Source organism: Streptomyces calvus (assembly GCF_006782915.1).
Classification (GTDB): domain Bacteria; phylum Actinomycetota; class Actinomycetes; order Streptomycetales; family Streptomycetaceae; genus Streptomyces; species Streptomyces calvus.
The window spans coordinates 1-19524 of the sequence record NZ_VCNP01000046.1; the positions used below are offsets into that span (position 1 = coordinate 1).

At 74.8% G+C, this 19524-nt stretch carries 15 protein-coding genes; 6 read left to right on the forward strand and 9 right to left on the reverse strand.

Features of this window, described 5'->3' with window-relative positions:
* Positions 1–79: 79 nt before the first annotated feature.
* On the reverse strand, positions 80–1294 hold the full coding sequence (locus FGW31_RS22700) for an ROK family transcriptional regulator (RefSeq protein ID WP_142195328.1): 1215 nt from the start codon (positions 1292–1294) through the stop codon (positions 80–82).
* A gap of 222 nt (positions 1295–1516) precedes the next feature.
* Positions 1517–2602, reverse strand: coding sequence for a mechanosensitive ion channel family protein (locus FGW31_RS22705; protein WP_142195329.1), 1086 nt, complete (start codon positions 2600–2602; stop codon positions 1517–1519).
* Positions 2603–2916: 314 nt separating this feature from the next.
* On the opposite strand from FGW31_RS22705, the gene FGW31_RS22710 reads away from it, so the two are divergent.
* Positions 2917–3453 carry an HNH endonuclease gene (locus FGW31_RS22710; protein WP_142195330.1) on the forward strand — a complete coding sequence of 179 codons (537 nt, stop codon included), beginning with the start codon at positions 2917–2919 and terminating at the stop codon, positions 3451–3453.
* A gap of 593 nt (positions 3454–4046) precedes the next feature.
* Here the strand turns inward: FGW31_RS22710 and FGW31_RS22715 are convergent.
* The 4 genes from FGW31_RS22715 to FGW31_RS22730 all read right to left on the reverse strand — a co-directional run bounded on the left by FGW31_RS22715 (position 4047) and on the right by FGW31_RS22730 (position 10026).
* On the reverse strand, positions 4047–5414 hold the full coding sequence (locus FGW31_RS22715) for an FtsX-like permease family protein (protein WP_142195331.1): 1368 nt from the start codon (positions 5412–5414) through the stop codon (positions 4047–4049).
* Positions 5411–6109, reverse strand: a complete 699-nt coding sequence (locus tag FGW31_RS22720; RefSeq protein WP_142195332.1) for an ABC transporter ATP-binding protein — start codon at positions 6107–6109, stop codon at positions 5411–5413. Before FGW31_RS22720 ends, FGW31_RS22715 begins: the two co-directional genes overlap by 4 nt.
* Positions 6106–6639: a PadR family transcriptional regulator gene (locus FGW31_RS22725; protein ID WP_142195333.1), complete on the reverse strand. Its 534-nt coding sequence runs from the start codon at positions 6637–6639 to the stop codon at positions 6106–6108. The genes FGW31_RS22720 and FGW31_RS22725 overlap by 4 nt, the downstream gene beginning before the upstream one ends.
* 501 nt (positions 6640–7140) lie before the next feature.
* Positions 7141–10026 (reverse strand): beta-N-acetylglucosaminidase domain-containing protein, encoded by a 2886-nt coding sequence (locus FGW31_RS22730; protein WP_142195334.1) that lies wholly within the window; start codon positions 10024–10026, stop codon positions 7141–7143.
* 446 nt (positions 10027–10472) lie between these two features.
* Here FGW31_RS22730 and FGW31_RS22735 point away from each other — a divergent pair, with 446 nt between their 5' ends.
* From FGW31_RS22735 to FGW31_RS22745, 3 genes are all read left to right on the forward strand, one after another.
* Positions 10473–10748, forward strand: coding sequence for a hypothetical protein (locus tag FGW31_RS22735; protein WP_142195335.1), 276 nt, complete (start codon positions 10473–10475; stop codon positions 10746–10748).
* Positions 10749–12851 (forward strand): 4-alpha-glucanotransferase, encoded by a 2103-nt coding sequence (malQ, locus tag FGW31_RS22740; protein ID WP_142195336.1) that lies wholly within the window; start codon positions 10749–10751, stop codon positions 12849–12851.
* A gap of 101 nt (positions 12852–12952) precedes the next feature.
* The gene (locus FGW31_RS22745; RefSeq protein WP_142195337.1) at positions 12953–13228 is read left to right on the forward strand and encodes a hypothetical protein; all 276 of its coding nucleotides are present in this window, start codon (positions 12953–12955) and stop codon (positions 13226–13228) included.
* Positions 13229–13575: 347 nt separating this feature from the next.
* Here the strand turns inward: FGW31_RS22745 and FGW31_RS22750 are convergent, their stop codons facing one another.
* Positions 13576–14301, reverse strand: a complete 726-nt coding sequence (locus tag FGW31_RS22750) for a TetR/AcrR family transcriptional regulator (protein WP_142195338.1) — start codon at positions 14299–14301, stop codon at positions 13576–13578.
* 144 nt (positions 14302–14445) lie between these two features.
* Here FGW31_RS22750 and FGW31_RS22755 point away from each other — a divergent pair, with 144 nt between their 5' ends.
* Positions 14446–15987 carry an FAD-dependent monooxygenase gene (locus tag FGW31_RS22755; RefSeq protein ID WP_142195339.1) on the forward strand — a complete coding sequence of 514 codons (1542 nt, stop codon included), beginning with the start codon at positions 14446–14448 and terminating at the stop codon, positions 15985–15987.
* A gap of 18 nt (positions 15988–16005) precedes the next feature.
* Here FGW31_RS22755 and FGW31_RS22760 read toward each other — a convergent pair whose 3' ends face one another.
* Complete coding sequence (locus tag FGW31_RS22760; RefSeq protein ID WP_142195340.1) at positions 16006–16515, reverse strand: MarR family winged helix-turn-helix transcriptional regulator; 510 nt, start codon at positions 16513–16515, stop codon at positions 16006–16008.
* A gap of 611 nt (positions 16516–17126) precedes the next feature.
* Between FGW31_RS22760 and FGW31_RS22765 the strand changes: the two genes are divergently transcribed.
* The gene (locus FGW31_RS22765; RefSeq protein ID WP_142195341.1) at positions 17127–18677 is read left to right on the forward strand and encodes a PQQ-dependent sugar dehydrogenase; all 1551 of its coding nucleotides are present in this window, start codon (positions 17127–17129) and stop codon (positions 18675–18677) included.
* A gap of 31 nt (positions 18678–18708) precedes the next feature.
* On the opposite strand, the gene FGW31_RS22770 is transcribed toward FGW31_RS22765, so the two are convergent.
* On the reverse strand, positions 18709–19455 hold the full coding sequence (locus tag FGW31_RS22770; protein WP_142195342.1) for an SDR family oxidoreductase: 747 nt from the start codon (positions 19453–19455) through the stop codon (positions 18709–18711).
* Between the last annotated feature and the right edge of the window lie 69 nt (positions 19456–19524).

Sequence of the window (19524 nt, forward strand, 5' to 3'; positions counted from 1 at the left end):
GGGGGGGGGGGCCTCGGGGGGGGGGGGGGGGGGGGGGGGGGGGGGGGGGGGGGGGGGGGGGGGAAAGCGGGGAGCGGGGTCAGCGGGAGGTGTCGAAGACCTCGTCGCGGGTGGCCGCCAGCGCGCTCTCCAGCGCGCCGCGCAGCACGGGGTGTTCACGGACGTCGCCGAGCACCAGGCGGGGGCGCGGCGCGGCCAGTTCCTCCAGTTCGTCCTGGATCAGGGCGCGCAGCACCTCTCCGCCGGAGGTGAGGCCGGTGCCGGACAGGACGACGAGTTCGGGGTCGAGGACGGAGACCAGGGAGGCCAGGCCGGTGGCCAGGCGGGTGGCGTAGGCCCGCAGCAGGCCGCGGTGCGGTTCCTCGTCCGGCCGTGCGGCGGCGCGCTCGACGAGGGCGGCGGCCACCTCGCTGTGGGGGCCGTGCGGAATGTCCTCGACACCCAGGTCACGGGCCAGCCCCGGCACGGCCTGCGAGCCGGCCAGCTCCTGGTAGCCGCCGCTGTTGGCCCGGGTGACCCGGCGGACCAGAGGCGCGCCGGGCACCGGAAGGAAGCCGACCTCGCCGGCGCCGCCGGTCCAGCCCCGGTGCAGCCGGCCGCCGAGGACCAGGGCGGCGCCCAGGCCCTCCTGGCTCCACAGGAGGACGAAGTCGCCGTGGTCGCGGGCCGCGCCGAGGCGCTGCTCGGCGAGGGCGACCAGATTGACGTCGTTCTCGTACTCGCACGGCATCGGCAGCGCGGCGGCCAGTTCGTCGAGCAGCGTGGGGGAGTGCCAGCCGGGCAGGTGGGAGGCGTAGCGCAGACGGCCGGTGTTCGGGTCGAAGGCGCCGGGTGTGCCGATGACCAGGCGGTGGACGTCGGACCGGGTGAGGCCCGCCGCCTTCACCGCGCCGTCCAGGGCGTCGACGACCTGCTGCACGACCCGGGCGCCGGAGGGGCGGCCGGGGGTGGGCAGTTCGTACCGGCCGACCGTGCGGCCGGTGAGGTCGGCGACGGCGGCGCGGATCCGCCGGGGCGTGACGTCGAGGCCGGCGGCGTGGGCGGCGGCCGGGTTGACCTCGTACAACTGGGCGCTGGGGCCGGGGCGGCCCTCGGTGGTGCCGGTGGCCAGGACCAGCCCGGCCGCTTCCAGGCGGGCCAGGAGCTGGGAGGCGGTCGGCTTGGACAGGCCGGTGAGCCTGCCGATGCGGGTGCGCGACAGCGGCCCGTGCTCCAGCAGCAGGTCCAGGGCGGTGCGGTCGTTCATGGCGCGCAGCACACGCGGGGTGCCCGGCGTACCGGCGGTACCTGCCATGGGGTGCGCCACCTGCCCTTCGTCGGCTGTCCAGCTTCTCAGCGGCCGGCGCGGGCCGTCCATCCCGGACCGCCGCCGGCGTACTGTTAGGAAAGTTTCCTGTTGGACGGTGGGAACGTAAGCCCGGCGCGGAGAGGGCGTCAAGGGGGCGTACAGGGCGTACGGGGCGTACGCGAAGGGCGGCACCCGGGGAGGTCCGGGTGCCGCCCTTCGCGTCGGCGGTTACTTCGTGGTGCTCGGCGGAGGCAGCGGGGACGCCGCCGCGGACTGCGGGGAGATCGTGCTCGAGTACACCGACGGGGCCGCGACGCCCGCCGTGGGGTCGGCGGCCTCGGTGCCGTCCGGGAGCGGGGCGTCGCCGACGATGCGGATGCCGTTCGCGTCGAAGGCGCGCTTGATGCGCCAGCGCAGCTCCCGCTCCACGGTCAGGGACTTGCCCGGCATGGTCTTCGCCGAGACGCGCACCACCATCGAGTCCAGCAGCACCGAGTCCAGGCCGAGCACCTCGACGGAACTCCACAGGAGCTCGTTCCAGGGCTCCTCCTTGCCCATCCGCTCGGCCACGTCGGTCAGCGTGGCCCTCACCCGGTCCAGGTCCTCGTCGGAGCGGACCGTGACGTCCACGTTGGCGGTCGCCCAGCCCTGGGAGAGGTTGCCGATGCGCTTGACCTCGCCGTTGCGGACGTACCAGATCTCGCCGTTGTCGCCGCGCAGCTTGGTCACCCGCAGCCCGACCTCGATCACCTCGCCGGACGCCACGCCCGCGTCGACGGTGTCGCCGACGCCGTACTGGTCCTCCAGGATCATGAACACGCCGGACAGGAAGTCCGTGACCAGGTTGCGCGCGCCGAAACCGATCGCCACGCCCGCGACACCGGCCGACGCCAGCAGCGGGGCCAGGTTGATCTGGAAGGTGCCGAGGACCATCAGCGCGGCCGTGCCCAGGATCACGAACGAGGCCACCGAACGCAGCACCGAGCCGATCGCCTGCGAGCGCTGCCGGCGCCGCTCGGCGTTGACCAGCAGGCCCCCGAGCCCGCTGCCGTCCACCGCCTGGCCGGTGCGCGACATCCGGTCCACCAGCTTGGTGATCGCCCGCCGCACCACCACGCGCAGCACCATCGCGATCACCAGGATGAGCAGCACCCGCAGCCCGATAGCCAGCCACGTCGACCAGTTCTGCTCCACCCAGCCGGCGGCCTTCCCGGCGCTCTCCTGGGCGTCCTGGAGCGAGGGCACGCGTGGCGTCCCGGACTCCGAGGGCGTCGGCGACGGATCGACGGCCGACAGGGCGGCGGACAAGAACACGGCAGGAACCTCCAGGTGCACGATCTGCCCCCGGTGCGGCGAGTCAAGGCCGGTGAGATCACGAAAGGGTCACCGGTACGGGCAGAACCACCACACTAACGGGGCATTGTGAGCGGATCCGCGCCCCGTGTGAAGAAGAGACCGGCCTCACCCGTGCTTGAACAGGCCATGATCCTGGGGATGCATCGGGTGTGGTCGAAAACACTCTCAGCCCGTTACCGGGACATGGTGGCGCTTCCACCAGGCATGAGGGGAGACTGACTACGGATCGTCCCGGCGCGAGCCACGCGCCGCCGGCGTACAAGGAGGCATCCGTGCCGCATGTCCTGGTCCTCAACGCGTCGTACGAGCCGCTCGGCGTCGTACCGCTCCGCCGCGCGCTCGTCCTCGTCCTCGAGAACAAGGCAGTCTGCCTCGAGGAGACCGGCGCCTATCTGCACAGCGCGACCGTTACCGTCCCCGCACCCAGCGTGGTCCGGCTCAAGCGTTTCGTGCGGGTCCCCTACCGGGGGCCCGTTCCACTCACCCGCCGCGCGCTGTTCGCCCGCGACGGGGGCCGGTGCATGTACTGCGGTGGCGTCGCAACCAGCGTCGACCACGTCATCCCGCGCAGCCGCGGGGGCAAGCACGTCTGGGACAACGTGGTGGCCTCCTGCCGCCGCTGCAACCACGTGAAGGCCGACCGTCACCTGTTCGAGCTGGGCTGGCGGCTGCGCCACAAACCCGCACCGCCCACCGGTCTGGCCTGGCGCATCATCGGCACCGGCCACAGGGACCCGCGCTGGCTGCCGTACTTGCAGCCGTACGGCGCGGACGACGCGATGGCCCGGATCGACGGCATTTCCGCCTGACGACGATCCGGGCCGATCCGTGTCGGTCCGGTACCGGTCCGCCACGAGGCAGGGGCGGCTGTCCGCCCCGGCGTCGGCCCCCGGCGCCGGTGGTCGCTCCGGGCCGGGCCGCCGCCGGTCCCGGGCGTGCCCGGCCCGGCCCGGAGATGCCGTCGCGCGGCCCCGCCCGCCGCGCCGGGCGGCTCAGGCGTCACCGCCGGCCGGGCTCGGGTGTGCCGTGGTTCCGTCGGGCGGGCTCGGGTGTGCCGTGGTCCGTCGGGTGGGCTCAGGCGTACCGCGGTTCCGTCGGGTGGGCTCGGGTGTGCCGTGGTCCGTCGGGTGGGCTCAGGCGTGCCCGGGGTTCCGCCGGCCGGACTCGGGTGTGCCGTGGTTCCGTCGGGCGGGCTCGGGGGTGCCGTGGTCCGTCGGGGGGGCTCAGGCGTACCGCGGTTCCGTCGGGGGGGCTCGGGCGTGCCGTGGTCCGTCGGGGGGGCTCAGGCGTACCGCGGTTCCGTCGGGGGGGCTCGGGTGTGCCGTGGTCCGTCGGGTGGGTTCAGGCGTGCCCGTGGTTCCGCCGGCCGGACTCGGGTGTGCCGTGGTTCCGCCGGGTGGGCTCAGGCGTACCGCAGTTCCGCCGGGTGGGCGGTGCGGCGCAGCAGGGGCAGGGCGGTGGCGGCGGCCAGCAGGCACGTCGCGTACACGACCACGGGGACCAGCAGCGACGCCCACGGCCGTGACCAGCCGCCGCCGTCCGCGAACAGCGCGTACGCGAATCCGACCACCGCGCCGCCGGTCCCCGCCAGCAGCACCGCCGGCGCCAGCGGCAGGGCCGTCTCCAGCAGCAGTGCCCGCCCGAGCACCGCGCGCGGCACGCCCGCCGCGGCCAGCGCGGCCACGCCGCGGCGGCGGGTGGCCAGCGACTCGGCGGTGCCGACGGCCAGGCCGGACAGCGTGACTGCCAGGGCCACCACGACCGCGGCGGCCGTCAGGTCCAGGCCGGCGGTGTAGAAGGAGCGGCTCTCCGACAGGTGCTTGTGCGAGTCGAGGATGTCCAGCAGCACATGCCGGATGCCCGCGAAACCGGTGCCCACGACCGTCACCAGGAGCACCGCCGCATGCGTGCGCGCCGCCGCCCACGGGTCGTCGCGCAGCCGTTCCGCCGCGATCAGCGTGGCCGCCGACCGGGCCCGCGCCGCCAGCACCCGCCCGGTCAGCCGCGCCGTGGCCCCCGCGAGCCCGACCGCTCCCGCGCCGGTCACCACGACCACGCCCAGCACCAGCAGCGCCGGCGGCGGACCGGGCCGGTACGGGCCCGAGGAGGCGGTGGCGAGCGTGACCAGCCCGGTCACCGCCACCAGCAGCACGCCCGCCGCGAACAGCAGGCCCGGCCCCCGCCCGGTGCGCGGCCGGGTGCGCCGTACCCAGCCGAGCGGCGAGGCCACCACCCGGCGCAGCGCCAGCGCGCCCGCCACCGCGCCGAGCACCGGCACACCGGCCGTCACCAGCACGATTCCGGCCCAGGCCGCGGCGGTCGGCTCGGCCCACACGCCGAGCAGCACCGGCACCGCGACGACCGCGGCGGCCACCGAGCCGAGCAGACACGCCGGACCCGTCTCCAGTGCCGCGATCCGCCGCACCTGCCAGGGTGTCGCACCGGCCAGCCGCAGCCCGGCCAGCCGCCGGTCGCGGTGGACGGCGCCGATGCGGGCGCACTGGCCGAGGAACCCGAGCACCGGCACCAGCAGGAGCAGCAGGCCGACGACCACGCCGGAGCGGGTGCCCGGCTGGTCCAGCAGGCCCGCGCCGACGGACACCCTGGACTGGCCGCGCAGGGAGGCCACGGCCACGGCCGCCAGCGCGCACCCGGTGGCGAGCGCGGCTCCCGTCGCGGTGAGCGCGACCCGCCACCACTCCCGCCGGTCGGAACCGCGGGTGAGCTGCCAGGCCAGACGCAGGTCGGAGGCCAGGGAGGACGTCGTCACGCCGCCACCCCCAGCGGTGCCACGGCGCCGTCCCGCAGCTGCACCTCGCGGTCGGCGTACGCCGCCACCTGCGCGTCGTGCGTGATCAGCAGCACCGCCGTGCCGGTCTCCCGGGCCGTGTGCGTCAGGGCCGTCATCACCTGCTCGCTCGCCAGCGAGTCCAGCGCGCCGGTCGGCTCGTCCGCGAAGACCACCTTCGGCCCGGTGACCAGGGCGCGGGCCAGCGCGGTCCGCTGTGCCTGGCCGCCGCTCAGCTCGCCGGGCCGCAGCTCCTCCTGCCCGCGCACCCCGAACCGCTCCAGCCACTCCCCGGCCGCCGAACGCGCCGCGTCCCGGCCGGTACCGGCCAGCATCAGCGGCAGCGCCACGTTGTCCAGCGCGGTCAGCTCCGGCACCAGCTGGCCGAACTGGAACACCACCCCGAAGTCGGTGCGGCGCAGCTCGCTCAGCCGTTTCTCCGGCAGCTCCTCCAGACGACGGCCCGCGTACGTCACCGAGCCCTCGTCCGGCCGGACGATGCCGGACAGGCAGTGCACCAGCGTAGACTTGCCGCTGCCGCTGGCGCCGGTCACCGCGAGGATCTCCCCGGCGTACAGCTCGACGGACGCGCCGCGCAGGGCGGGTGTCGCGCCGTGCGCCTTGACCAGTCCACGGCCCGCGAGCAGCGGTCCCGCCGTGTTGTCCCCGATGCTCATGCTGTGTCGACCTCCGCGGTCAGGGTGGTGAGCCGGGCCGCCGTGGTCGTCATCCAACGGAGGTCCGCGTCCAGGTGGTTGAGGGCGAAGTCCGCCGAGAGCACGGTCGCCAGATCCGCGCCCGGCGCCGACTTCACCGCGGTGAGCTCCCGCATCCGCGCCATGTGGGCGGCGCGCTGGGCCCGCAGGTAGGCGGCGGGGTCGCCGCCGGACAGGATCGACGCCACGACCTTGGCGAAGATCTCGTTCGTCACGAACGGCGCGGGCGGGGCGATCTCCCCGGCCCAGCGCGTCAGTTCGCGCGTGCCGTCGTCCGTGGCGCGGTACGTCGTGCGCTCCGGGCCGCCGTCCGAGTCGGTGCCCTCGACCTCGGCGAGGCCGTCCCGGACCAGGCGTTGCAGGGTCGTGTAGACCTGCCCGTAGGCCAGCGGACGGGCCTGCGGGAACCGTTCGTCGTGGCGTCGCTTCAGGTCGTAGCCATGGCTCGGCCCCGAGGCGAGCAGGCCCAGCAGGATGTGGCGGGTGCTCATGGACGCCATTATGTACTGAGTACATGTACTGAGTGAATAGTGGGGCCGGAAAAGATCGGCGGGCCGCGGGGAACCGCCGGTCCCTCGCGGCCCGCGGACGCCTGCGATGCGGCGCGGCAACCGCCGGTCCCCGCGCCCCCCGGATGCCGGTGAACCGGCGCGGGTACCGGCCGTGCCTGCAACTCACGGATGACTCACGGATGCGGTGAAGCGGCGTCCGGCGTCGGTCCCGGACCGTGTACGCCTCCAGCGAGCGGCGCGGGAACCGGCCGGGCCCGCGACTCACGGAGCCGGTGAAAACGAGCGCCCGGTGTCAGTCCCTGACCGCGTACGCCTCCACCGAGCGGCGCAGGAACCGGCCGGGCCCGCGACTCACGGACGACTCACGGATGCGGTGAAGTGGCGCCCGGCGTCGGTCCCGGACCGCGTACGCCTCCAGCGAGCGGCGCGGGTACCGGCCGGGCCCGCGACTCACGGATGGGTGAGAACGAGCGCGCGGTGTCAGTCCCGGACCGCGTACGCCTCCACCGACCACAGCGAATAGCCGTACCGCCTGGCCCGCTTCTCGCCCTGCACCCGGACGTGGCGGACGTCCGGCTCGTCCATGCGGAGCGTCTCCCGGCCGCCGCGGCCGTCCGTCACGGCCGCCGCGGTGCGCCAGGTGCGGCCGTCCGCCGAGACCTCCACCCGGTACGCCGACGGGTGCGCGTCCTGCCAGTGCAGCGCGACCTTCCCGAGCCGCACCGGGCGGTCCAGCTCCACCTGCCACCAGGCGTCGTCCTCGGCCGGCGACGACCAGCGGGTCTCCGGGTCGCCGTCGTTCGCCGCGCGGGCGGGGAAGTCGGGCGTCTCGTCGGCCGACGAGCTCGCCCGGCCGCCGCGCGCCAGGTCGGGGCCGCCGACCCGCGGCACGGCGTGCACCCGCAGCGTGCGCGTCGCGCCGCCGAACCCGAACCGCACGTCGTACGCCCCGGCCCGGATGCCCGGCCGGACCGTCACCTCGACCGGCACCTCCACCCGTGTGCCGCGCGGCACCACCAGGGCCTCCTTCGGCACCCGCACCTCGATGCCCTCGGGCGCCTCGACGGTCAGCCTGCCGCGCACCTCCTCGGGGCGCAGCGAACCGAGGGCGGCCGTCAGCCGCCGGGTGCCGCCGATGTCGGCGTCCGTGCGGCCGCCCGGCAGGTCCAGCGCGGCGGTCGGCGCGTCCGCGTACCACGGGACCACGTGCAGGACCCGGCCGGACCCGGTTCCGGTGACCCGCACGGCGTCGGCCGGCTCGCCGCCCGCCCGCAGCTCGGTGGCGCCCGACGCGGACAGCGCGCCCAGGCGCCGCCACCCGCCGTTCGCCGAACGGACCTCCACGGACCCCTGTGTCGCGGGCTCGGTGAGCACCGTCACCGTCTCCAGCGCGCGGGCGCGCGGGAGCTGGAGCGTACGGTCGCCGCCGGAGCGCGCGGGCGGCGCGTGGTCGATGCCCGCCCAGCTCTCGTACGCCTTCTGCGCCCGGCTCAGGAACGGGTCCAGCACGCCCTCGCCGACCGTCACCCGCGCGGACTCCAGCGCCGACCGCTGCGCGCCCAGCTTCCGGTACGCCGCCCAGGCGGCGCCCGCGTCGCCGTCGCGCTGGGCGTCCAGCATGTCCAGCGCCGTCGCGCCGGCGTCGCCGTAGCGGGCCAGCCGCTCGTTCCACGGGGCGACCTCGGTGGCGAGCGCGGTCCCGGACAGGCGTCCCGGCAGCTCGCGCAGGACGGTGAAGGCGGCGCGCAGCCGCACGGCCGCCGCGGCCGCGTCCCCGTCCGTGCTCCGGGAGTCCGCGCGGGTCCGCCAGAACTCCTCCATCAACGGCCGCAGATACGCCGACTCCTCGCCGCCGAGCACCGAGGAGGCGTCGTTGCCGGCGAGGGCGGTCAGCGCTTCCCGGCGCCGCGCGTCACCGCCGGCGAGGTCGGCGATCGCGGCGCGCCAGGACTCCTGGGGACGGTAGTCGCGCGGGTTCCAGGCGAAGTCCGCGGCCGTGAACAGCGGTATCCGCGACGCCTCCGGCTGCTCCATCGCGTTGGCGAGCAGCGCGGCCGATCCTGCGGCCACGGCGGGCTCGCGGCCCTGGTAGGGGCCGAGGAAGATCCGGCCGGGGGCGTAGTCGTTGACCGGGTAGTTGTCCATGGTCACCAGCGGATGCCCGAACACCCGCCGCGCCTCGGCCAGTTCGCCGCCCGTGATGGTGCGCGGCACCACGCCGACCCCGGTCCACGCCACCTCGACGCCGCCGTCCAGGGCCTGCGCCAGGGCACGCCGGTACGCGGTCGAGCCGTCCTCGTAGTACTCGGTCGGCATCAGGGACAGGGCGGCGGAGTCCGGGTGACGCTCCGCCAGGTGGCGGGCCACCGCGTTCGCCACGTGCGCCTGGGCGCGGGCGGCGGCCTCGGGGCCCGAGCCGAACCGTTCGGCGTCCGCCGCGCAGTGCCACTCGCTGTAGCTGACGTCCTGGAACTGCACCTGGAAGGCGCGGAAGCCCAGCGCCCACATGGCGTCCAGTTTGCGGGTCAGCGCGCGCACGTCCTGGTCGGAGGCGAAGCACATGGCCTGGCCCGGCGCGACCGCCCAGCCGAGCGTGACGTGGTTGCGCCGCGCACGCTCGGCCAGTTCCCGGAACTCCGCGCGCCGCCCGGCCGGGTACGGCTCCCGCCAGCGGGCCTGCCGGTACAGGTCGTCGCCGGGCGCGTAGAGGTACCGGTTCTGCTTGGTGCGGCCCATGAAGTCCAGTTGCGCGAGCCGCTGCCGCTGCGTCCACGGGGTGCCGTAGAAGCCCTCGGTGATGCCGCGCACGGCGGTGCCGGGCCAGTCCCGTACGACGGCGGCGGCCAGGCGGCCGTCCGGGCGCAGGAGCTGACGCAGTGTCTGCACGGCGTGGAACAGGCCGTCGGCGTCCGCGCCGGTGAGGACGACGCCGTCCGGGCCGGTGGTCAGCGTGTAGCCGCCGGCGGGAAGGGCGTGACGCGGGTCGCCCGGGGCGCGTTCCTTGCCCACGCGCACCACGAGCGCCCCCTCGGGCACCTGTGCGCCGGGGGCGGTGAACCGGCGCGCGCCGGCCCTCTCCAGCAGCGCCCGCAGCGCGTCGAGGGTGTACGGGTCGGCCGTGCCGTCGGCGATCAGCGCCACCTCGTCGGTCACCTCGACCGGGATGCCGTTCGCACGCAGGGAGTGCGGGCGCGGCCACACGGACAGGTCCGCCGCCTCCGTCACGTCCGCGGCGGGAGACGTGGTCGTCCCGGGCGCGGGCGGCGCCGCCACGGCGGCGGGCGCGGTACCCAGGGTCCCGGCGAGGACCGCGAACGCGAGGGCGACCCTCCTGGTGGCCGCCGTCCTCCCACCCCTCAGCTGCACCGCGTCCTCCTGGTTGCTCGCCGTCGCGTGACCAGGGCCCCGACGCCGCCCGCCGCTGCCCGACGTGCGCGCCGTCGCCCGACGTCACCCGACGTGTCCCGGTGTTGTTCGACGTGCCGCCCGGTCCCGCTGCCGACGGCCAGCGCCTGCCCCATGCGTCGACCGTGTCCATTCCGTTACCGAGAGGCGCCCCGAGCCCACCATCTGTGTGGTGAAGGTGTCAATGACGGTGGCCGTTGTGGCGTATTTGTCCCACGGTGGAAGGAGGGGTACGGCGGAGAATGTGACCAGGAGCACGTTGCGCGGGTTTCTGCGTCTGCCCTCGCGCCCGCTGGGTAGGGCTGCGAGATAACCCGACCGCCCGCCCGACCACCCGTCCTACCACCCGCCCGACCACCCGCACCGACCCGCAAGGCCGTACCCGTACCCGACGAGGAGGCCCACCCGTGGCTGCACCGGCATACGTCCCGTCCCCCGCCCCGTCCAAACCCACGGCGGATCCGTCCGCCGCCGACCTGCACATCTGCGTGTTCAGCGCCGAGGGCCCCTGCACCGAGGTCCCGCTGACCAGCGAGCCCCCGCTGCCCGACGCCGAACCCCTCACCAGCGAACCGCCGCTCGCCGACACCGCCCCCCTGACCAGCGAGTCCGACGCCTTCTTCGACCCCACGGACGCCTCCGGACTCGACTCCTTCCCGGCCCAGTACCGCCCGGAGCCGTAGGTGACCGCACCCCGGCCGGATGAGCCCCCGTCCGAGGAACTGTCACGGCTCGCCGACCTGCACGGCGTCGCCACCTCCTACCGTCCGTCGCCGGACCGCACGGTCGCGGCCTCGGCCACCGCCGTCACCCGCGCGCTGACCGCCCTCGGCGTGGACACGGCCACCCCGGACGCCGTCCGCGCCGCCCTCGCCGCCCGCACGCGGGAACGCGCCGAGCGGCTGCTGCCGCCCACCGTCGTCGGTTGGGGCACCGCCACGCCGGCCCCGCTCGCCGCGCTCCCCGCGGGAACCCGGCTCGACATCCGCACCGAGCAGGGCGCGACCCTCACCTCGCCGGAGGACCTCCCGCCCGGGGTGCACCGGGTCACCGCCACCGCTCCCGACGGCCGCACCGCGCACGCCCACCTGATCGTCGCCCCGCCCGCGCTGCCCGCCCTGCCCGCCCGCGCCCACGGCCTCCTGGTCCAGCTCTACTCCCTCCTCTCCAGCCGCTCCTGGGGCATGGGCGACCTCGGTGACCTCGGCGAACTCGCCGGCTGGGCCGGGCGCTCCCTGGGCGCCGGGTTCGTCCAGGTCAACCCCCTGCACGCGGCCGTCCCCGGCCCGCCGACCGACCCGTCCCCGTACCGCCCCTCCTCCCGCCGCTTCCCCGACCCCGTGCACCTGCGGATCGAGGACGTCCCCGAGTTCGCGTACACGGCGGACCACGACCGGGTGAGGGGTCTGCTGGAGCGGGCCGGACGGCTGCGGGAGGCGGTGCTCGACCGGGGCGCGCTCATCGACCGGGACGCCGTGTGGGAGGTCAAGCGGGAGGCGCTGGAGCTGGTGCACGAGGTCCCGCTCGGCCCCGGCCGCCGCGCCGCCTACGAGGACTTCCTCGCCGCGCAGGGCCAGGCCCTCCAGGACCACGCCACCTGGTACGCGCTCGCCGAGGTCCACGGCCCCGACTGGCACCGCTGGCCCTCCGACCTGCGCGACCCGCGCTCACCCGGCACCGCCCGCGCCCGCCGCGACCTGGCCCACCGCGTCGACTTCCACTCCCGGCTGGTCTGGCTCACCGACGCCCAGCTCACCGCCGCCCAGCGCGCGGCGCGCGAGGCCGGCATGACCGTCGGCATCGTGCACGACCTCGCCGTCGGCGTGCACCCCCGCGGCGCCGACGCCTGGGCGCAGCAGGAGTACTTCGCGGCCGGCATGTCCGTCGGCGCGCCCCCGGACGCCTTCAACGCGCGCGGCCAGGACTGGGGCCTGCCGCCCTGGCGCCCCGACCGCCTCGCCGACTCCGGGTACGCGCCCTTCCGCGACCTGCTGCGGGCCCTGTTCCGGTACGCGGGCGCCCTGCGCATCGACCACGTCATGGGCCTGTTCCGGCTCTGGTGGGTCCCCGAGGGCCACCCGCCCACCGAGGGCACCTACGTCCGCTACGACGCCGAGGCCATGCTCGCCGTCCTCGTCCTGGAGGCGTCCCGGGCCGGCGCCGTCGTCATCGGCGAGGACCTCGGGACCGTCGAACCGGGGGTGCGCGAGGCGCTGCGCGAACGCGGCGTCCACGGCACCTCGGTGCTCTGGTTCGAACGGGACTGGGACGGCGACCGCCGCCCGCTGCCGCCGGAGACCTGGCGCGCCGACTGCCTGGCCACCGCCACCACCCACGACCTGCCGCCCACCGCCGCCCGCCTCACCGGCGAGCACGTGGAACTCCGCGACAGCCTCGGCCTGCTCACCCGCCCCGTCGAGGAGGAGCGGGCGGAGGCGGCCGCCGACACCAGGGAGTGGCTGGACCTGCTGACCCGGCTGGGTCTGCTGCGCGGCGAGCGGTCCGGGCGGTCCGGGCGGTCCGAGGGGGCCGAGGAGGCCGAGATCCAGGCCGTCCACCGCTACCTGCTGCGCACCCCCGCCCGCATGATCGGCGTCTGGCTGCCCGACGGCGTCGGCGACCGCCGCCCGCAGAACCTCCCCGGCACCTGGGACCAGTACCCCAACTGGCGCCTGCCCGTCGCGGACGCGCACGGTCGCCCCGTCACCCTGGAGGAACTGGCCGCCTCACCGCGACTCCGGGCACTCGTCGACGTCCTGCGGACCGACCGCCCGCCCGGCACGTGAGGCCCGGGAGGCGGTGTGCCGGCACCGTCCTCGCTTGCCGTGCGGGCCCGTACGGCACCCCGCGCGCGCGGCCCCGCACCGCGTTCGATACTTTGGGGACCGTGGACAAGAAGAACGCCCTGCGCGCCGGCGCCCTGGCAGCCGGTACGACGCTGATGATGCTGCTCATGTCGTCCCCCGCGCTCGCGCTCAGCCGCGACGACGGTGACGACCCCGGTACGGGCCTGAGCGTCATCGAGACGCTGGGCCTCTTCGTCGTGGCCCCGATCGTGCTGTTCCTGGTCATCGCCGGTCTGGTGATGGTCGGCGACAAGTCGCACAAGAAGAAGGACACGACCAGCTCCAACATCAGCACCCGGGCCGACGCCACGGCCTGACCCGGGTCCGGGCTGCCCGCGAGCAGCACCGCGCACTCTCCCGAGGGCGCCGCATTCCGTCCGTACGCGCATCCGCCGTACGTGACGCGAGCGGCGCCCTCGACGCGTCTCCGGACGGCGCGCTTGCGCGGGTGGGTGGGGCGGGGCGGCGAGTGGGGTGTGGCGGCGGGTGCCGGTGGGGACGGCAGGCGCCGGTGCCGGAGCTTCGGGTGTGGGTGCGGGTGGGGCGGCGGGTGCAGTGGGGCTGCGGGTGCGAGTGCCGGAGCCTCAGGTGGCGTGTGGGTGCGGGTGTGGGTGCGGGTGCCGGTGGGGCCGCAGGTGCGGTGCGGCGGGGGGCCGGGTGTCGGTCACTGCGGGTACGGCGCCGTCAGGTAACGCTGGATGGTGGGCGCCAGCCACGCCACCGCCTCCTCGGTGTGCATCGCCACGGCCGGCGGGAACCGCAGGACGTACCGGGTGAGGGCCATCCCGAGCAGTTGCGAGGAGACCAGCGCGGCACGCGCCGGCACCTGCTCGGGGTCGGGGCAGAACCGGTGGGCGAGCGGGAGGACCTGCTCCCGGAAGACACCCTGCATGCGCTCGGCCCCGTCCTGGTTCGTCGCGCCGACCCGCAGCAGCGCCGTGAGCACGTCGTTCTCCTCCCACATGGTGAAGAAGTGCGTCACGAGGGCGCGGCCGACCTCCTCCCGGGACAGTGACGCCGGGTCCGGCAGGCGCAGATCGATGGTGACGGCCGCCGCGAACAGGCCCTCCTTGTTGCCGTAGTAGCGCATGACCATCGACGGGTCGATGTTCGCGTCCTTGGCGATGGCGCGGATGGTGGCGCGCTCGTAGCCGTCGGCGGCGAACCGCTCGCGGGCGGCTTCGAGGATCGCCGCGCGGGTGGCCTCGGAGCGGCGGTTCCTGGGCGTGGCGGCCGCCGCGGGCGCGGGCGCGGGCGCGGATGCGGAGGTGGGTGCAGGCGCGGATGTGGGTGCGGGCGCGGATGCGGATGCGGACGCGGAGGTGGGTGCGGGTGCGGACGTGGGTGCGGGCGGGGTCGTCGGCGGGGCGGGGGGCTTGCTCGCTGTCATATCGACAACCGTAGGTCAACGCATGTAGGCCAACAAGTGTTGACGCTCTGGAAGAGGCAGGTCTACCGTTGTCAACGAGCGTTTGCCAACGGATGTTGGCAGACGCGCGTTGGCAAACGGCCGTTGGCACCCAGGAGGCCCGTCATGAGCGGCACCGGCACTAACCACCCCACGAACAACCCCACACCGACCCCCAACGCCACACCGACCCCCAACGCCACACCCACCCCCAACGCCACGCCCACACCCACGTCCGCCCTCTCCGTGATCGTCGTAGGCTCCGGCCCCACCGGTCTCCTCCTGGCCGGTGACCTCGCCGCCGCCGGCGTCCCCGTCACCCTCATCGAGAAGCGCCCCCACGGGATCAGCAACCTCTCCCGCGCCTTCGGCGTGCACGCCCGCACGCTGGAGCAGTTCGACGCCCGCGGCCTCGCCGACCGCCTGCTGGCCACCGGCAGCACCCTGACCCACCTGCGTCTCTTCCGTCGTCTCACCCTCGACCTGAGCACGCTCCCGTCCCGCTTCCCCTTCCTCCTCATCACCCCGCAGTACGAGGTCGAGCGACTGCTGGAGGCGAGGGCGCGCGAACTCGGCGTCGAGTTCCATTTCGACACCGAGGCCGTGGCGCTGCGTCAGGACGCCGACGGCGTCGACCTCGACACGCGTGGCCCGGACGGCACGGTCGTCACCCGCCGCGCGGCCTACGTCGTCGGCGCCGACGGCCACCGCAGTGCCGTACGCCGGGCGGTCGGACTGCCCTTCCCCGGTGTCTCCGTCATCCGGTCGATGTTCCTGGCGGACGTCCGGCTCGCGGAGCGGCCCGAGGGGGTGCTCACCGTCAACGGCGAGGGTGACTCCTTCGCGATGATCGTGTCCTTCGGGGACGGCTGGTACCGGGTCATGGGCTGGAACCGCCGGCACGAAGTGCCCGACGACACACCGCTCGACCTCGCCGAGGTCAAGGCGGTGGCGCGCCGTGCCCTCGGCACCGACTACGGCATGCACGACGCCCGCTGGCTCTCCCGCTTCCACAGCGACGAACGGCAGGCGCCCGAGTACCGGGTCGGCCGGGTCTTCCTGGCCGGTGACGCCGCGCACGTGCACTCCCCGGCCGGCGGCCAGGGCATGAACACCGGTCTGCAGGACGCGGCCAACCTCGGCTGGAAGCTCGCCGCCGCGGTCCACGGCCGGGCACCCGAGGGCCTGCTGGACACCTACCAGGCCGAACGTCACCCGGTGGGCAGGGCCGTGCTGCGCAGCAGCGGCGGACTGGTCCGTCTGGCGCGGGCGCAGAACCCGGCGCTGCGCGCCGTGCGCACCCTGGTCACCGCCGTCCTCCACGCCTCCCGGCCCGCCCGGACGAAGGTCCTGGCCCAGATCGCGGGCATCGGCCACGCCTACCCGGCACCGCGCGGCGCCCACCGTCTGACCGGCACCCGCGTCCCCGACGTGGCACTCGCGGGCGGCCGCCTCCACGAGGCCCTGCGCGGCGGCCGTTTCGTACTGATCACCCCGGAGCCGTACGACGGCGGCGGCGCACCTGCGGAGCGGCTGGCCGTGGAGCGCTGGGCGTCCGCCGGCCGTCGTACGACAGTGCTGGTGCGCCCCGACGGATACGTGGCCTGGGCGGCGGACTCCGCCGGGCCCGGTGAGACCGAGGCCGCCCTCGCCGCCCACGTCTGCTGAAGCGGGCGACGGCTACGGCTACTCCTCCACCGCGAGCAGCAAGTCCCGCAGCAGGTCGGCCAGTTGGGCGACGCGTTCCGTGTCCAGTGCGGACAGGGCCTCCGTCTGCACCGCGAGGCACGAGCCGACCGCCTCGTCGGCCAGGCGCAGCCCTTCCTCGGTGAGCGTGACCTGGAGGCCGCGCCGGTCGTGCGGGTCGGGTGAGCGGCGCAGCAGCCCGGCGCGCTCCAGCTTGTCGAGGCGGCCGGTCATCCCGCCGGTGGTCACCATCAGCGCGGCCGAGAGCTGCCGGGGCGAGAGCATGCGGGACTGCCCGGAACGGCGGAGCGCCGCCAGGACGTCGAATTCGCCGCGCGAAATGCCGTACCGGGCACAGGCGTTCTCCATCCGGTCGTCCATGGCGCGCGCCAGCCGGTGCACGCGTCCGAAGACCTCCACGGCGGTGGTGTCGAGATCGGGCCGGACCTCGGCCCACTGCTCGACGATCGCGTCGACGGCGTCCTTGCGCGGCTCGCGGGGTGCACTCATGACCAGGAGTATCGAGTATCCGCCGCGACCGGCCCGCCTCCGCGTCCGGCCCGCCTCCGCGTCCGGCCCGCCTCCGCGACCGGCCCGCCTCCGCGTCCAACCCGTCCTTGCACCCGAGCCGTCTGAAGACCGCCCGCCGCCGCGACCGGCCCGCCTCCGCGTCCGGGCCGCCCTCGTACCCGAGCCGTCTGAAGACCGCTCGCCTCCGCGACCGGCCCGCCTCCGCGTCCAACCCGCCCTCGCACCCGAGCCGTCTGAAGACCGCCCGCCTCCGCGTCCGGCCCGCCTCCGCGTCCGGCCCGCCCTCGCACCCGAGCCGTCTGAAGACCGCCCGCCTCCGCGTCCAACCCGCCCTCGTACCCGAGCCGTCTGAAGACCGCACCACGGCCGGCGCGGCGACGCCACGCCCGCACCCACCGACGACCGATGGTTACGTTCGAGCCACACGAGGCGAATGTGGCGTGATCGCACATTGCCGCCCCGTCGCCCGGCGAGCAGCCTGGAGTGCGCGGGAGCGCTCCCATGCCGGCGAAGCCCGCAGGGGAACGGTCGCGCCTGTTGTCCGAGAGAAGCACCGCCGCCCTGCACGCGTCCTCGCCTCCGGAGCCGACATGCCACGACGCCGCTGGACCTGGCCCCTTCTGCTGACCCTCCTGCTGACCGTCCTGATCCCGCTGCCCGCCGCGGCGGCCGAGCCCTCCGCGCCGAGACCGCCCGCGCCGCCGGTGCCCGCCGCCGCACGGTCCGCCGCGGACGTGCCCCTGCCGTCCCTCCGTGCGACCACCACCCAGGTCGCCTCCGGGCTGAGACGGCCCACCGCGATCGTCGCCCCCGACGACGGCACCGACCGGCTGTTCATCACCGAGAAGCGCGGGACCGTACGCGTCTACCACCCGGACACCGGCCTGGCCTCCGCTCCGCTCCTCGACATCACCTCGTCCGTCGACGAGTCCGGCAACGAACGCGGCCTGCTCGGCATCGCGCTGCCGTCCGACTTCGCCGAGAGCCAGGACCTGTACCTGGCGTACACGGCGCTGCCCGACGGCGCGGTCACCCTCGCCCGCTACCGGCTGGACACCGCCCGTCTCGAGGTCCTGCTCTCCCAGGAGCACGCCGAGTACAGCAACCACAACGGCGGCCAGCTCGCGTTCGGCCCCGACGGCCACCTGTACTGGAGCATCGGCGACGGCGGCGGCTCCGGCGATCCCTTCCGCTCCGGGCAGCGGCTGGACACCCTGCTGGGCAAGATCATGCGCATCGACGTGAGCCGGGCCTGCGACCCACTTCCGTACTGCGTGCCCGCAGACAACCCCTTCGTGGACACGGCCGGCGCCCGCGAGGAGATCTGGCTGTACGGGCTGCGCAACCCGTGGCGGTTCTCCTTCGACGCGGCCGACGGCTCGATGTGGATCGGCGACGTCGGCCAGGGCCACTGGGAGGAGATCGACCATCTCGCGCCCGGTCAGGGCGGATTGAACCTCGGCTGGTCCTGCTACGAGGGCCTGGAGAAGTTCGAGGGCGGCGACTGCGCGCCCGGACAGACGTACACCGAGCCGGTCTTCACGTACTCCCCGTACACCGGCGGCTGTTCGGTCATCGGCGGCCACGTCTACCGGGGTGAGCAGTACGCCGACCTGGTCGGTGGCACGTACATCGCCACCGACTACTGCTCCTCCACCGTCTGGGCGCTGCGTCCCGACGGCGCGGGCGGCTACGAGCAGGCCGAGATCGGCGAGATGCCGACCCAGGTGACGTCCGTCGGCACCACCGTCGACGGGGAGTTCTACGTCGTCAACGACCTGCCCGGCGGTCTGCACCGGGTGTCCTTCGCCCAGGAGGAACCGGCCTGCCGGGTGGACCGCGCGGTCAACGCCTGGGGCACCGGAATGACCGTCGACCTCACCGTCACCAACACCGGCAGCGCCCCGGTGAACGGCTGGACGCTGGAGTTCCCGCTGGCCCCCGGGCAGACCGTGGTGTCCGACTGGAACACGGACCTGACCCAGTTGAGCAACGTGGTCACGGCGACCGGCGCCTCCCACAACGCCGCGATCGCCCCCGGCGCGAGCGTCACCCTCGGCTACCTCGCCGAGCACACTGGGGACACCTCACCACCGCCCCGCTTCACGCTGAACGGCGACGCCTGCGCCGTCGGCCGCTGAGCGGACGCACACCGCTGCGTCGACGGCGGCGTCAGAACTGCAGCTCGCCGCCGTCGACGTACAGGGTCGTCCCGAGCACGAAGCTGCTGTCCGCCGAGGCGAGGAACGCCACGGCGGCGGCGACCTCCTCCGGCCGGCCGATCCGTCCGACCGGCACTTCCGTCGCGAGTTGTGCCTTGACGGCGGCGGCGTTCTCCGCGCCGACGGCGGTGTCGATCCCCGGGGTGTCGATCGCGCCCGGCGCCACCGCGTTGACCCGGACGCCCTTGCCCTTCAGCTCGTTGGCCCAGGTCTGCGCGAGGGACCGGACGGCGGCCTTCGACGCCGCGTACAGGCCGTAGTCCGCGCGTCCGTCGTGGGCGCGGACGGAGGTGTTCAGGATCACCGAGGCGCCGTCGTTGAGCAGCGGCAGCGCCTTCTGCACGGTGAGCAGCGTGCCCCGGACGTTGATGCCGAAGATCCGGTCGAACTGTTCCGCGGTGGCCTGCTCCAGCGGTGCGAACGTGGCCGTGGCGGCGTTCGCGAACACCACGTCCAGGCCCCGGCCGCGGTCGCGGACCGCGTCGTACAGCCGGTCCAGGTCGGCCGGCTCCGCTATGTCGCCCGGTACGGCGGTGACCGAGGAGCCGATCGACGCGACGGCGTCGTCCAGCGTGTCCTTGCGGCGGCCGGTGATGAACACGTGCGCGCCCTCGGACACCAGTCGCGCGGCGGTGGCCAGGCCGATCCCGGTACCGCCCCCGGTGACCACGGCGGTCTTGCCTTCCAACGTTCCCATGGTGTGACCTCCACAAATTAATGTACCGATCGGTACTGAAGGAGGACTGTAGCACTTCTGTACCGATCG

Excerpts from the sequence above, each read along its gene's own strand:
- FGW31_RS22700 (WP_142195328.1), bottom strand. The coding sequence starts at position 1,294 with ATGGCAGGTACCGCCGGTACGCCGGGCACCCCGCGTGTGCTGCGCGCC.
- FGW31_RS22720 (WP_142195332.1), bottom strand. The coding sequence starts at position 6,109 with ATGAGCATCGGGGACAACACGGCGGGACCGCTGCTCGCGGGCCGTGGA.
- FGW31_RS22725 (WP_142195333.1), bottom strand. The coding sequence starts at position 6,639 with ATGAGCACCCGCCACATCCTGCTGGGCCTGCTCGCCTCGGGGCCGAGC.
- FGW31_RS22750 (WP_142195338.1), bottom strand. The coding sequence starts at position 14,301 with ATGACAGCGAGCAAGCCCCCCGCCCCGCCGACGACCCCGCCCGCACCC.
- FGW31_RS22755 (WP_142195339.1), top strand. The coding sequence starts at position 14,446 with ATGAGCGGCACCGGCACTAACCACCCCACGAACAACCCCACACCGACC.
- FGW31_RS22760 (WP_142195340.1), bottom strand. The coding sequence starts at position 16,515 with ATGAGTGCACCCCGCGAGCCGCGCAAGGACGCCGTCGACGCGATCGTC.
- FGW31_RS22765 (WP_142195341.1), top strand. The coding sequence starts at position 17,127 with ATGCCACGACGCCGCTGGACCTGGCCCCTTCTGCTGACCCTCCTGCTG.
- FGW31_RS22770 (WP_142195342.1), bottom strand. The coding sequence starts at position 19,455 with ATGGGAACGTTGGAAGGCAAGACCGCCGTGGTCACCGGGGGCGGTACC.